The sequence below is a fragment of the Allobosea sp. genome, from assembly GCF_030694325.1.
In the GTDB taxonomy this organism is placed as follows: Bacteria; Pseudomonadota; Alphaproteobacteria; order Rhizobiales; family Beijerinckiaceae; genus Allobosea.
On the sequence record NZ_JAUXYO010000074.1, the window covers coordinates 1 to 13,390 of the forward strand.

The window sequence follows — 13,390 nt, forward strand, 5'->3', positions numbered from 1 at the left end:
GGCCGAGCAGGGCGAGAGCCTCCTTCATGCGGTTGTGCATGTCGAGGAAGGGGGGCGCGTAGAAGGCCTGCGACAGCGGCACGATGCGGTCGTTGACCGCCTGCGCCGCCTTGAGATCGCCCGCCTGGACCGCCCGCCACAGCGCCACCTGCAGATCGGCGATGACGCTGCCCGAGCCCGAGAGCAGCCCGTTGCAGCCCAGCGTGAGCGAGGCCATCAGCCAGGAGGAATGGGTGGTGAGCACGTTCACCGGGCGCGGCAGGGTTTGGAACGTTCGGATATGCTTCTCATGCAGCATCGGATCGTTCGACCAGTCCTTGATCGCGACAATCGTCGGCACCGCGTCGAACAGCGCCAGCAGCGTTTCGAACGGATAGCCCAGCCCGCCGCCCATCGGATACTGGAAGGCGATGATCGGCAGATCCGTGGCGTCGGCGATGCGCCGATAATGCGCGATCGCCATCTCCGGCCGCAACTGCCCGCCCATCGCCATGCTGTTGGGCGGGAAGACCAGCAGGGCCGAGGCGCCCTCGCGCGCCGCCATCGCCGCCAGCCGGGCCGCCTCGATCGAGCCATCGGCATAGATGCCGTTGATCAGCGGCACCCGGTCGCCGACCTCGGTCAGCGAGGCCGCCAGGATCTGCTGCTGCTCGTCGAAGGAGCAGGCATGCACCTCGGAGGCATGGCCGTTGACGGTGACCGCGCTGACCCCGTCGACCAGCGCGCAATCGCGCAGATGGCGGCGCGTCTGGCGCTCGTCGATGGTCATGTCGTCATGGAGTGCGAGCAGCGTCGCCGGGATCACGCCGGCGGGCCGGAAGTCCTTGAAGCGAGGCATGGCCGTCTCCTGTCGTTGCGGCGGATCAGTCGTTCCAGATGCCGCCGGTGACGCTGATGGTTTCGCCTGTGATGTAGTCTGCCTCGTCGGAGGCGAGAAAAGCCACCGTCTTGGCGATGTCGGAAGGCAGGCCGGCGCGGCGCAGCGGAATCGTCTTGGCCCGGTCCTTGGCCGTCGGCAGCCCCTCGGCCGCGCGCTGGATCTCGGATTCGTCGCGCATCTTGGTCTCCACGATCAGGCCGGGCGCGATCGCGTTCACCCGGATGCCGTATTCGCCGATCTCGAGCGCCAGCGACTGCGTCAGCGAGACCACCGCGAATTTCGAGGCGCAATAGGCGCCGTAGGCCGCCACGCCCGACTTGCCCATCCAGGAGGCGATGTTGACGATCGTGCCGCGGCGGCGCTCGACCATGCCGGGCGCGACCTGCCGCGTGACATGGAACAGCCCGTCGACATTGATGCCGAAGGTCGCCTTCCACTCCGCCTCGCTCGTCTCAAGCAGCTTGCCGACCTTGCAGATGCCGGCATTGTTGACGAGGATGTCGATGGGGCCGAGCGCCTCTTTCAGCGCGCCGATGCCCGCCGCGACATCGTCTAGCGAGGAGACGTCGCCCGCCGCCACCACGACCCGGCCGCCCTCCGCGGTGAGCGCGTCGGCGGTCGCCTGAGCCGCCGCGCGGTCGAGGTCGAAGATGCCGACCTCGCAGCCCTCGGCCACGAGCCGCGCCGCGATCGCCCGGCCGATGCCGTGGGCGCCTCCGGTGACGATCGCCTTACGGCCGTTCAATCCATACATCTGTCAGCCTTGTGTCTTGGGTTTGCGGTCACCACGGGCCGTCCAGCCGCCATCGACGACGAGAACGGTGCCGGTGCAGAAGGAGGCGTCGTCGCTGGCGAGCCAGAGCATCGCCTGGGCGATCTCGATCGGCTGCCCGAGGCGTTCCATCGCCTGGCGCTCCTCGAGGCCGCGACGCAGTTCCGCGCCGTCGGGCCCGCTCAGGATCCGCGTGAAATAAGGCGATTCGATCGTGCCGGGCGCCACCGCATTGATCCGGATCTTCTGATCGACATGGTCCACCGCCATGGCCCGCGTCAGCGCCGCCACAGCCCCCTTCGAGGCGACGTAAGCCGCGCGGTCATGGATGCCGACATTCGCCACCGCCGACGCTGTGTTGACGATGGCGCCGCCACCCTGTCGCGCCATCACCGGGATCGCGTGCTTGCAACCGAGGAAGACGCCGTTGACGTTGACCGCCATGAGCGCGTTCCAGTCGGCCTCCGAAGTCGACACCACGGTTCCGGCGATGCCGTAGCCGGCATTGTTGACGAGAATATCGAGCCGGCCGTGATCGGCGACCGCCTTCGCGATCATCCCCGCCACCTCGGCATCCCGGCTCACATCGACCTGATGCGCCACCGCCCGGCCGCCCTGCCCTGCGATCTCGGAGGCGACGCGCTGAGCGGCCGCGGCATCGCGATCCGCGACGATGACGGTCGCCCCCTCGCGGGCGAAGAGGACACAGGCCGCATGGCCGATGCCGGAGCCGCCACCGGTGATGATCGCGATCTTGCCTGCAAGTCTCATGGCCTCGGACTCCCTTGGACGGCCCCGTGAGGATCTCGGCGCTCTGCGCTCATAGCATCACCACAGGGGAGAAATGTTGATCGACCGCCGCCAGAATGGCCTGTGCGACGATCCAGGACGATTTCGGGTTGGTCGGCGACGGCTGGTTCGCGATCTCGAGCGACAGCGTCCCGAATTCGCTGCTCGCTTTGACCACATGCGTATTGCCGCTCGCGGCGGGATCGCAGACGACATCGACGCCGGTCGCCTCGAAGCCCGGCCCCGCCAGTGCGAGCGCCGCCGCGACGTTGAGGTTCTGCGGGTAGAGCGCCGCCGCCTCGCGCGCCGTGCCTGAGAACAGCGTCACTGGCCCGGCCAATGCCGCCGGATCATGGCCGAGCGCGCGCAATTCGGCGGCCCAGGCAGCCGGCGGCTTGCGTGACTCGTAGCGCAGGTCGAGCTGCTGGGCGTGGCGCACGGCCCGGACATAGTCGAGCCCGCCGAGCGCGCCCGAGACCAGCAGCAGCCGCCCGCGGCCCTGGCGCGCGGTGGCGACGAGATCGGCGAAGAGGTCTTCGTCATGCAGCGCACCGATCGACGAGATCAGCACCGGCAGGCCGAGCGCCAGGCAGCCCGGCACGCTCTCGCGCACCGCGCCATGGCCGGCGGCCTCGATCACCAGATCGGGAGCGAAGGCCGCAACCGCGTCGGACCCGTCCAGGATCGGCATGCCCTCCGGCACGCGACCGGCCGACGACGAACCCGGCCGCAGCAGAACCGCGAGCGCATAGCCCGGTTCCGGCGCCGTCCTCAGCGCCGCAGCGACGTCGCCGGCGATCGCGCCATAGCCGATCAGGACAACCCGACGCGCGCTCATGCCAGTTCACCGATCCATTCGACGACCTTGGCCGTGAAGGCATCGGGCCGCGAGACGGGGAAGAAATGCCCGCCGGAATCGAGCAGGATCTTGCGGGCGCCGGGCAGGGCCGCAGCGAGATCCTCCTGCAGGAACGCCGGCACGATCATGTCGTCCCGCGCGCCCAGCACCAGCGTCGGCATCGGCAGCGCGGCGATGTCGGCCGAGCCGTCGAAGGAAAGCAGCGCATCGATCCGCTCGCGTACGATCTGGCGGGCTTCCGCCGAGACGGGCGCCGCCGCGATGGCCGCCTCGTAGACGCTCCAATGCGCCTCTAGCCAGGCCGGCGGGTAGGAGATCAGCACGGCGGTGGCCGCATAGGCCTGCGGGTTCTCGGCGAGAATGGCCCGCCGCGCGCCGAACAGCGCATCCATATAATGGCTCGGCTTCAGCCAGGTGGCACTCAGGATCAGCCCGTCGAGCCGTTCCGGCGCGATCCGCCCGAGCGCCTGCCCGATGCAGCCGCCGGTCGAATGGCCCAGCAGCACGGCCCGCTCGACACCGGCCCCGTCGAGCACGCTCAGGCAGTCGCGCGCGAGCTGGTCGATGGTGCAGGGCGCACTGCCCCTCGTGCTCGCCCCGATGCCGCGCTGGTCGAAGCGGATCACGCGGAAGGAGCGCGCCAGCGTCGCCGTGTTGCTCTTCCAGAAGCCCGCCGTGCCGCCAAGCCCGCTGACGAGCAGCAGCGCCGGCCCCTCGCCCTCGGCGAAGGCCTGCAGCTCCGCCCCGTCCGCAGTCGTGACGGTGAAGGACCCGGAAGGGCCGGTTGCAGGAGTGGCGCTCATTGCAGCGGCGAATAGGCGACGGGCGTCAGGATGCGCGAGTTCTGGATGTCGATCAGCCCGTCGACACGCTTGAGATAGTCCTGCCAGCGCGGGTCGGCCAGCATCGCCTTGCGCTTGGCGGCCCGTTCGTCGAGGCTGTTGTAGCTCCACAGCGCGACGACATGGTTGAGCTCGCCGATCTCCGTGGTGAAATCGGCGATGAAGCTGCCCAGATGCTCCTTCTGCAGCGGCAGCCCGTATTCGCCATACAGCTTCACGAACTCGGCCAGCTTGCCCGCCTTGATGCGATAGTCGCGCTCTTCATAGATCATCGTTGGTCTCGCTCTCGCTTCGCCCTGGGCAGGCCAGACACCGGCCCGTGGACACGGACGGCTCTGCCGCCGTCAGCCATACATGACCTTCGGCATCCAGGTCGCCATCCCCGGGAAGAACAACAGCAGCAGCAGCACGACGATCTGGCAGATGATGAAGGGGATCACGCCCCAGTACATGTCCTGCAGGCGCATCGTCGGCGGCGCGATCGCCTTCAGGTAGAAGATCGACGGCGCCATCGGCGGCGTCAGATAGGCCGTCTGCAGCATCACCAGCATCACCACCGAGAACCACAGCGGATCGAGCCCGAAGCTCTTCACCAGCGGGATCGCGATCGGCGTGACGATCAGGATGATCGAAATCGAGTCCACGATGAAGCCGAGGATGAAGACGACGAACAGGATCGCCGCGACGACCGACCAGGGCGAGAGGCCGAGCGCGTCGAGAATGCCCTTGGTCGCCGTCATGCCCCCGGAAGCGAAGAACACGCCCGAGAACATGCCGCCCGCCAAGATGATGGCGAGGATCATCGCCGTCAGCCCGACGGTCTGCAGAGAGGCCTGGAACAGCAGGCGCCAGGTCATGCGCCGGTAGACGATCGCCAGCAGCAGCACGCCGAGCGAGCCGCAGGCGGCGGCCTCGGTCGGCGTCGCCATGCCCGTGAACAGCGTGCCCAGCACCGTGAAGATGAGGAAGCCCGGCGGCACGAGCGCCACGAGCGTGAACCTGATCTTCTCGCCCAGGCTGCGCGGGTCGGGGTCCTGCTCCGGCGGCGCCAGGGACGGCTTCAGCCCGCACGCGATCAGGATGTAGAGGATGAACAGGGCTGACATCGTCAGGCCAGGAATCAGGATTCCGGCCAGCAGGTCGCCGATCGGCAGGGTCGCGATCGGCGCGAGAACGACGACCGGAACCGAGGGCGGGATGATCGTGCCCAGCGATCCACCACCGCAGATCGTGCCGGCGATCAGCTTGTTGTCGTAACGGCGTTTCACCATGGCCGGGATCGCGAGCATGCCGACCAGCGTCTCGGTCGCGCCGACGACGCCGCTGGCGGCGGCAAAGATCGTGCACATCAGAAGGGCCGCGATGGCGAGCCCGCCGGGCAAGCGCCGCGTCCACATGTAGAGCGCGTCGAACAGCCGTTCCGCGATGCCGGCCCGCTCCAGGATCGAGCCCATGAAGATGAAGAGCGGGATCGCGCCCAGCACGTAGTTGGTCGAGAGATCGTCGATACGCTGCGCGAACTGGTGCACGAGCGTGCCGCCGAAGCGCATCAGGCCGAAACCGAGCGCCGCGATCATCATCGACAGGGCGACGGGGAAGCCAAGGAAGATCAGCCCCAGCAGGGCCGGGAACATCCACAGGACGGTCTGGGCGGTCATCGGGCCGGGCTCTCCGTCGCGCGGCCGAAGACGACCAGCAGGTTTTCGATGGCCTTGGCGAAGCACTGCAGGCCGAAGAGCGCGAAGCCGATCACGTAGATCACGCGATAGGGCCAGATCGGCGGGTTCCAGGCCGAAAGCCCCGTGCCCTCGCCGGTGCGGTAGACACTGGCGACGTTTCCGACGAGCGCATTGGTCAGCCAGGCCAGCATCCCGGCCATGATCAGGTAGCCGATCGCATCGATCGTCGCGACCGCCCGGCGGGGCAGCAACTGGTGGATGAAATCGACGTTCACATGCTGGTCCATCAGCACGGCATAGGACAGGCCGAGCAGGAAGATCGTGCCCATCATCATGTAGCTGAGCTCGAAGGCCCATTGTGTCGGCGCCGCGAAGGCGTAGCGGCTGACCACCTCGAACACCATTGCCAGCACGAGCGGGAGAACGACGAGCGCGCCCACGCGCCCCGACCAGAGCGAGAGAATGTTGATGAAACGGACGATGGGCATGGACGACCTCGCGCCGGGAGGCCCGCGGCAGCGACCATCGAGGCCGCCCCCGCGGGCGAGGGATCAGCGCGAGCCGACGGCGAAACGGAATTCGCTGAGCGGCTTGACGCTCGCCATGAAGGCCTTCTGGCTGTCATAGGCCTTCTTGAACCAGGCGTTCGAGGCCGCCTGCTTGTCGGCCCATTCGCCCGAGGCCTTGACCACGGCGGCGGTCAGCTTCGGATCGACCTGGATCACCTCGATGTTGCTCGCCTTGATCTGCTTGTAGGCGTCGAGGTCGCTCTTGGCGTAACCGAGATAGGTATCGAGCACGGTCAGGCGGCCGGCGAGTTCGAGCAGCTGCTTGTCCTTGTCGCCGATCTTGGCCCAGGTCGCGTTGTTGAAGATGCAGTCATGCGCGCCCGACGGCGCATGCAGGCCGGGCATGATGATGTACTTGGCGACCTTGTGGAAACCCTCCGACAGGTTGCTGCCCGGGCCGCCCCATTCGATGGCGTCGACCACCTTGCGCTCCAGCGCACTGAAGACCTCGGAGCCCGGCAGCACGACCGTCGAGGCGCCGAGCATCGGCGCGATTTCGGCCCAGGAGGACGAGGTCCGCAGCTTCAGCCCCTTCATGTCCTCGACGGTGCGGATCGGCTTGTGGGAGTGCATGAAGAACTCGGTCTCGAGCACGCCGCAGGGGAAGGCGACGACGTCGAACTTCTCCTTGCGCCACTGCTTCCAGAGATCGGCGCCGCCGCCATTGTAGAGCCACATCATCATCTCTTCCGGGTTCGGCCCTGCCGACCAGCCGGAGAAGATGGCGCCCGTGCGATCGACCGCCCAGTCGTAGCCCGGCCAGCTATGGCCCATATCGGCGACGCCCTTCTGGACGGTTTCCGTGACCTTCAGCGCCGGGCCGAGCGCGCCGGCGGGGAAGACGTTGATCTTGATCCGACCCTCGGTCATGCGCTCGACATTCTCGGCATATTTCTTGGCGCCGATGTCGAGCCAGTGGCCGCCCGCCCAGGGCGTCGCCATGTTGAGTTCCATCTTGTTCTGCGCCAGCGCGCCCTGCGCGCCGAGTGCGAGGCCGGCGGCGGTGGCGAGCGCGGCGACGACGGTCTTGAATCCGGTCATGGTTTTTGCCTTTCCCTCTGTTGCGATGTTTTTCGATCCACAGGCAACTCGGCCCGCCGCGCCGACCGGCCTTGATGGCCTGTGCCGGCGCGAGAACGCAGTCTTCGTCACAGGCAGGCGCCCTCATGCGCCCCGCCTCTCTTCGGCCGCCTCCTCAGCCGGCCTGACATACCGCCCCGGCCGAACGGGCCAGACGGCGAAGCAGCTCATATATTGCCGTGCACAAACAGGCTCCGGCTTCGGAGCCGGCTGACGCAAGGATCGCGCCAACCGGCCTGCGACATCCCTTGAACTTGGGCATCATCGCCAGCTTCATCGAAATGACAGTCGGCTACCAGCGGCCCGCCGCCTCGATCCGTCATATATCAGCATGGCGTCAGACCCCTCGCAAGATTGATCCAGATCAAACTTGGGAGCGGCCCCCGCCGTGTGGAGCGAGACCTAAAGTGAGATCGCGCCCGGCCCGCGCGGTCGGCGGGTTGCCAATCGGGCCCGCCGCCGCCAAACAGGGCGCGGTCAGGGGCGGCGGGTGCGGGATGGATATCGAGCGAAAGCGTCTTGCCGCATTGCGGCATCTTCTTGCGCAGGCGCATGACAAGCTGGGGCTGAAATTCGGTTTCCGGCTCTGGGACGGCAGCCGGGTTCCGGAGGGCTGGCCGGCGGACGGCCTCGCCATCGCCATCCGGGATTCCGGCGCCGTCGCCGCGCTGATGCGCAAGCCGAAGCTCGACACGCTGCTGAACCTGCACATCAGCGAGCGCATCGCCCTGCTCAACGGCTCGATCTTCGATCTCGCGACGGCGCGGCCCGAGGGCAAGATCGGCCGGCTCGCCCGCACCATCCCAAAGGCGGCGATCTTCGACGTTTTCCGCCGCTTCATCCTGGCGCCCGGCGCGGCGCCCAGCGCGGTCGACCATCGCCGGGGTGACGAGATCGCCCGCGACGGCGCGCCCGCCACCAACAAGGCCAACGTCGCCTATCATTACGACGTCTCGAATGCCTTCTATCGCCTCTTCCTCGACGAGGAGATGGTCTACACCTGCGCTTACTTCACCGAGGACCACGGCGACATCGCCCGTGCCCAGCGCGACAAGCTCGACATGATCTGCCGCAAGCTGCGGCTCAAGCCCGGCGACCGCTTTCTGGACATCGGCTGCGGCTGGGGCGCGCTGGTCTGCCACGCCGCGCAGCATTATGGCGTCGAGGCCCATGGCGTGACGCTGGCGGAAGAACAGTTCAAGCTCGCCCAGGAGAAGGTCGAGCGGCTCGGCCTCACCGGTCGCGTCACCCTGCATCTGCGCGACTACACCCAGATGGAGGGGCAGTTCGACAAGATCTCGTCGATCGGCATGTTCGAGCAGGTCGGCATCCGCAACCACCCGGACTATTTCCGCGCGGTGAACCGGCTGCTGCGCCCGCGCGGCCTCTATCTGCACCACACCATCTCGCGGCGCGCCAAGAAGACCGACAAGGCCTTCAACAGGATGCCAGCCGAATACCGCGCGCTGGTGCGCTACATCTTCCCCGGCGGCGAACTCGACCATCTCGGCATGTCGATCACCAATCTCGAGCGCCACGGCTTCGAGGTCCACGACGTCGAGGGCTGGCGCGAACACTATCAGCGCACGACGCGGCTCTGGTGGGAACGGCTCGAGGCCAACCGGGCGCAGGCCGAGGCCGAGATCGGCCCCGAGCGGACGCGGATGTGGCTGTTGTATCTGGCCGGCTGCTCGCTCGCCTTCGAGCGGGGCGGCGCGCTCGTCAACCAGACACTGGCCTCGAAGCGCCGCAAGGGCGCCTCGGGCCTGCCGCTGACGCGGGCGGATCTGTATCGCTAGAAGCGTCGCGGGCGTCACGCTCGGGCTCGACCCGAGCCTCTCCGGATCGAGATTCTCGGGCCTGCGCTTCGCTTCGCCCGAGAATGACGTTCAGCCTACTTCTTCACAAAGGCGTCGAGTTTCCCGTAATGCTCGGCGAGCAGATAGTAGAAGGTCAGCCGCGACTTGGTCTTGTCGGCCTTCATGTGCTCGCAGATCGCCTTGATCGAGGCATCGAGGTCTGCGGTCTTGAGGCCGAGCTTCTTTTTCAGGAAGTTTTCGCGGACGCGCTCCAGTTCGGTGGCGTCGGAACAGGCGACATAGCGGGTGTCGGGCTTGCTCATAACGAGCGCATAGGACTTCGCCATACCGGCGAAGGCCGCTTCATTGAGCGGCTTCTTGGCGAATTTCTTCACGTCGGCCAGATGATCCATCGTAAGCCCCTCTTGCTCCGAGCGGCGCCGCGCTCGGTTGTTGCTGTCGCGCGACCAAACGTTAACGCGGATTTACGCGCTGTCGATAGGCGCCGGCCCGCCGCCGCGCATTTTTGACCCATCGCAAGGCTCGGCCGTGATGCAGGAAACGGATGCCGCCTGCGCGCTCGCGACGGTTGAGCCCTCGTCGTTGAGATGCTGCGATGCAGCATCGACCGGAGACGACGCGATGAAGCCGACCATCCTGATGGCCCCGAAGATGCCCGCCGCCCTGGTCGCGAGGCTGCAACGGGACTACATCGTGCTCGGGCCGATAGAGCGGCCGGTGCCGGAGGCGCTGCCGCCGGGCGCGGATGCGGCGCGCGTGCTTCTGACGGTCGGTGGCTGGCGCACCGACGCAGCCCTGATCGACGCCCTGCCCGGTCTCGGCCTGATCGCCTGCTATGGCACGGGCATCGAGGGTGTGGACCAGGCCCACGCCAAGGCGCGCGGCATCCTGCTCAGCAACGCGGCCGACGCCAATGCCGATGCGGTGGCGGAGTTCGCGATCGGACTGATGCTGGCCAGCGTCCGGCAGATCGGCAAGGGCGACCGCTTCGTTCGCGCCGGGCGCTGGCAGGGCAACGCCATCGAGCGCATGCCGATCGTGCCCGGATTGCGCGGCCGTCGTCTCGGCGTCTACGGGCTCGGCGCCATCGGCGGCCGCATCGCGACCATCGCCGCGGCGCTCGGCATGGAGGTCGCCTATCACAACCGGACGCAGCGCGCGGAGCTGCCCTATCGCTACGAGGACAGCCTGGTCGGGCTGGCGGAGTGGTCCGACGTGCTGATGGTCGCCGTGCGCGCCAGCGCGGAGAACCGCCATGCCGTCGATGCGGGCGTCCTGAAGGCGCTGGGGCCGCAGGGCCATCTCGTCAACATCTCGCGCGGCATCGCCGTCGACGAGGAGGCGCTTTGCGCGGCGCTCGAGCAGGGCGTGATCGCGGGTGCAGGGCTCGACGTCTTCGAGGCGGAGCCCCACGTGCCCGACCGGCTCAAGGCTCTCGACAACGCGGTGCTCACGCCGCATATCGCCGCGATGGCCGACAGCGCCCAGGCGGCCCAGCAGGAGCTGCTGCTGCGCAATCTCGAGGCCTTCTTCTCAGGCGGGCCGCTGCCTTCCGGCGTGCCGCTCTAGCCGTTCTGGGTCAGGGCAGCACGACGACCGGCGTGCCCATGCGAACGCGGTCATAGAGGTCTGCAACGTCGTGGTTGTGCATGCGGAAGCAGCCATAGGACGCCGCCGTTCCGATCGTGCCCGGCATATTGGTTCCGTGGATTGCATATTCGCCGCCCGGCCCCAGCCCGATCACGCGCGCGCCCATCGGGTTGCGCGGCGAGCCGCCGGGAATGACATCGGGCAGTCGGGGATTGTCGCGCCTCACCGAGGCCGGCGGCGACCAAGCCGGATCGACCTGCATTTCCTCGACATATTTGACGCCCCGCCACTGCTTGCCGGCCTTGCCGACGGCGATGGTGTAGCGGATCGCCTCGCCGGGCGCGGTCACCAAGTATAGCCGGCGTTCGTTCGTGCGGATCACGATGGTGCCCGGGCGATAGCGCGGGTCGGGCGCTTGCACCACCTCGCGCGCCGCGCCTTCGCCGGCAGCAGCCACCCAGAGTGGCAGGGCGAGCCCCGCAGCCAGAACCATCTCCATCGCGGTGCGCCTTGGGGCCATGGCCTCTCTTCCTCCGGAACAGTCCGGGGTGGAAGCTGGGGCGGCACCCCTGAATCGGCGGTTGAACGATATGGTGAAGGCTGGATTCAGGATGAATCGCCGCTGAATCCACCCCGCCTCAGGCAGCCGGACTCATCCGGTGCTGCTGTGGCAGCAGGAAGGGCAGGCCGGGCGCCGGCGCCCGGCTGAGCGAGAGATCGACCTTGAAGACCTGGCGCAGCAGCGCATCGTCGAGCGTCTTCGCCGGAGCCCCCTGCGCGATGATCTGCCCCTGATCCATCACCACCAGATGGTCGGCATAGGTCACCGCAAGGTTGAGATCATGCAACACGATCAGCACCGCGACGCCGCGTCCGGCGATGGCGCGCGCCATGTCGAGCAGGGCGAGCTGATGGCACAGGTCGAGGCTGGCGATCGGCTCGTCGAGGAACAGCGCCTGCCGGCTCGCCACGCTTCGCCCGGCCTCGATCTGGCAGAGCACCCGTGCGAACTGGACGCGCTGCTGCTCGCCGCCAGAGAGCGTCTGATAGGCCCTCCCCGCCAGATCCAGCACGCCTGCGGCCGCGAGGCTCTCGCCGACCAGCGCCTCGCGCCGCAGGCGCGTCATCGCCCGGCCGATGCCGTCGACGCCGAGGCTCGCGACCTCATAGACGCTGAACGGAAAGACCAGCCGCGCATGCTGGGCCATCACGGCACGCTGGCAGGCCAGCCGCCAGGCAGGGATCGCCGTGAGCGCCTCTCCGTCGATGCGGATCTCGCCGCCCGACGGCTTCGCCTCGCCGGTCATCAGCTTGAGCAGCGTCGACTTTCCGGCACCGTTGGGTCCGATCAGGATTGTCGTCGTCCCGGGCGCCAGCTCCAGCGAGGCCTCGCGCACGAGGTCCCGCCCCCCAGCCCGGAAGCTCAGGCCGCGGGCCTGGATAAAGGTCTCACTCGCAACGGCCTCAGACATCGAGCGGTCCCGAACGGCGCAGCAGCAGCCAGAGGAAGAACGGCGCGCCGATCGCCGCCGTGACGATGCCGATCGGCAATTCGGCGGGAGCGACGACGAGCCGGGCGACGATGTCGGCGCCGACCAGCAGGATGGCCCCGCCCAGGGCCGAGAGCGGCAGCAGCAGGCGATGGTCCGGCCCGATGGCGAGGCGGACCAGATGCGGTACCACGATTCCCACGAAACCGATCAGCCCCGCGGCCGCAACGCTCGCCCCGACCGCCAGCGCCACCAGCAGGATTGCCAGCGCCTTGATGCGCTGGACCGGAATGCCGAGATGGTAGGCTTCCGCCTCGCCCAGCATGAGCCCGTTCAGCCCCCGCGCCAGCAGCGGCATGGCGAGCAGCAGCGGGATGATGATCGGCGCGATTGCCGAAAGCTTGGTCCAGCTCGCCCCGCCGAGACTGCCCATCGACCAGAAGGTCAAGTCGCGCAGCTGGCGATCGTCCGAGATGAAGGCGAGGAGCCCCGTCATGGCCCCGGCCAGCGCACCGAGCGCGACGCCCGCGAGCAACATGGTCGCAACCGAAGTACGCCCCTGCCGCGTCGCGATGAGATAGAGCGCCAGCGTCGAGATCAGGCCGCCGCAGAAGGCCCCGAAGGGCAGCACCGCGAAGGGCAGCTTCATCAGCGTCCCCGTCAGGAAACGGTCGCCGAGCACGATCGTCGCCGCCGCGGCCAGCCCCGCACCGGCAGACACGCCGACGAGGCCGGGATCGGCCAGCGGATTGCGGAACAGCCCCTGCATCAGCGCTCCCGACACCGCCAGACCGGCCCCAACCAGGAGGCCGAGCAACACGCGAGGGACGCGGATGTTCATCACCACCAGAACGTCGCGGCCTTCCAGCGCCGCGGCGTCGCCGGTGAACCGGGCCCAGAGAATTTCCGCCACCCGTGCCGGCGGGATCGCAATGGCCCCCTGCCCGATCGCCACGAGCGCCAGCAGGAGGCAGCCCAGCGTCAGCGCCCCGCCGGCGAGCAGCGCCAGCCGGCGACGGC

General features: G+C 68.0%; 15 protein-coding genes. 2 read left to right on the top strand and 13 right to left on the bottom strand.

Annotation, left to right across the window (positions count from 1 at the left end; genetic code table 11):
* The 9 genes from Q8M82_RS03985 to dctP all read right to left on the bottom strand — a co-directional run.
* A partial coding sequence (locus tag Q8M82_RS03985; protein ID WP_305690085.1) for a dihydrodipicolinate synthase family protein occupies positions 1 to 838 on the bottom strand: 838 nt, incomplete at its 3' end.
* A gap of 25 nt (positions 839 to 863) precedes the next feature.
* On the bottom strand, positions 864 to 1,634 hold the full coding sequence (locus tag Q8M82_RS03990) for an SDR family NAD(P)-dependent oxidoreductase (protein WP_305690086.1): 771 nt from the start codon (positions 1,632 to 1,634) through the stop codon (positions 864 to 866).
* A 3-nt stretch (positions 1,635 to 1,637) separates the two neighbouring features.
* Positions 1,638 to 2,423, bottom strand: coding sequence for an SDR family oxidoreductase (locus Q8M82_RS03995; RefSeq protein ID WP_305690087.1), 786 nt, complete (start codon positions 2,421 to 2,423; stop codon positions 1,638 to 1,640).
* 49 nt (positions 2,424 to 2,472) lie between these two features.
* Entirely contained in the window at positions 2,473 to 3,279 is an 807-nt protein-coding gene (locus Q8M82_RS04000) for an aspartate dehydrogenase (RefSeq protein WP_305690088.1), read from the bottom strand.
* Positions 3,276 to 4,103 carry an alpha/beta fold hydrolase gene (locus Q8M82_RS04005; RefSeq protein WP_305690089.1) on the bottom strand — a complete coding sequence of 276 codons (828 nt, stop codon included), beginning with the start codon at positions 4,101 to 4,103 and terminating at the stop codon, positions 3,276 to 3,278. Before Q8M82_RS04005 ends, Q8M82_RS04000 begins: the two co-directional genes overlap by 4 nt.
* Complete coding sequence (locus Q8M82_RS04010; RefSeq protein ID WP_305690090.1) at positions 4,100 to 4,414, bottom strand: NIPSNAP family protein; 315 nt, start codon at positions 4,412 to 4,414, stop codon at positions 4,100 to 4,102. The genes Q8M82_RS04005 and Q8M82_RS04010 overlap by 4 nt, the downstream gene beginning before the upstream one ends.
* 72 nt (positions 4,415 to 4,486) lie before the next feature.
* A complete protein-coding gene (locus Q8M82_RS04015; protein WP_305690091.1) occupies positions 4,487 to 5,800 on the bottom strand; it encodes a TRAP transporter large permease in 1,314 nt (437 codons plus the stop codon).
* Positions 5,797 to 6,309, bottom strand: a complete 513-nt coding sequence (locus Q8M82_RS04020; protein WP_305690092.1) for a TRAP transporter small permease subunit — start codon at positions 6,307 to 6,309, stop codon at positions 5,797 to 5,799. The genes Q8M82_RS04015 and Q8M82_RS04020 overlap by 4 nt, the downstream gene beginning before the upstream one ends.
* 63 nt (positions 6,310 to 6,372) lie before the next feature.
* Positions 6,373 to 7,431: a TRAP transporter substrate-binding protein DctP gene (dctP, locus tag Q8M82_RS04025; RefSeq protein ID WP_305690093.1), complete on the bottom strand. Its 1,059-nt coding sequence runs from the start codon at positions 7,429 to 7,431 to the stop codon at positions 6,373 to 6,375.
* A gap of 536 nt (positions 7,432 to 7,967) precedes the next feature.
* Between dctP and Q8M82_RS04030 the strand changes: the two genes are divergently transcribed.
* Positions 7,968 to 9,269, top strand: a complete 1,302-nt coding sequence (locus Q8M82_RS04030; protein WP_305690094.1) for an SAM-dependent methyltransferase — start codon at positions 7,968 to 7,970, stop codon at positions 9,267 to 9,269.
* Between the two features lie 95 nt (positions 9,270 to 9,364).
* Here the strand turns inward: Q8M82_RS04030 and Q8M82_RS04035 are convergent, their stop codons facing one another.
* A complete protein-coding gene (locus Q8M82_RS04035; protein WP_305690095.1) occupies positions 9,365 to 9,682 on the bottom strand; it encodes a DUF2853 family protein in 318 nt (105 codons plus the stop codon).
* Between the two features lie 229 nt (positions 9,683 to 9,911).
* Between Q8M82_RS04035 and Q8M82_RS04040 the strand changes: the two genes are divergently transcribed.
* Positions 9,912 to 10,859 (top strand): NAD(P)-dependent oxidoreductase, encoded by a 948-nt coding sequence (locus Q8M82_RS04040; protein WP_305690096.1) that lies wholly within the window; start codon positions 9,912 to 9,914, stop codon positions 10,857 to 10,859.
* Positions 10,860 to 10,869: 10 nt separating this feature from the next.
* Here the strand turns inward: Q8M82_RS04040 and Q8M82_RS04045 are convergent, their stop codons facing one another.
* From Q8M82_RS04045 to Q8M82_RS04055, 3 genes are all read right to left on the bottom strand, one after another.
* A complete protein-coding gene (locus Q8M82_RS04045; RefSeq protein ID WP_305690097.1) occupies positions 10,870 to 11,400 on the bottom strand; it encodes a L,D-transpeptidase in 531 nt (176 codons plus the stop codon).
* A gap of 118 nt (positions 11,401 to 11,518) precedes the next feature.
* A complete protein-coding gene (locus Q8M82_RS04050; protein ID WP_305690098.1) occupies positions 11,519 to 12,352 on the bottom strand; it encodes a heme ABC transporter ATP-binding protein in 834 nt (277 codons plus the stop codon).
* The coding region (locus tag Q8M82_RS04055) for a FecCD family ABC transporter permease (protein ID WP_371126228.1) at positions 12,345 to 13,390 on the bottom strand (1,046 nt) is incomplete at its 5' end. The genes Q8M82_RS04050 and Q8M82_RS04055, both read right to left, overlap by 8 nt.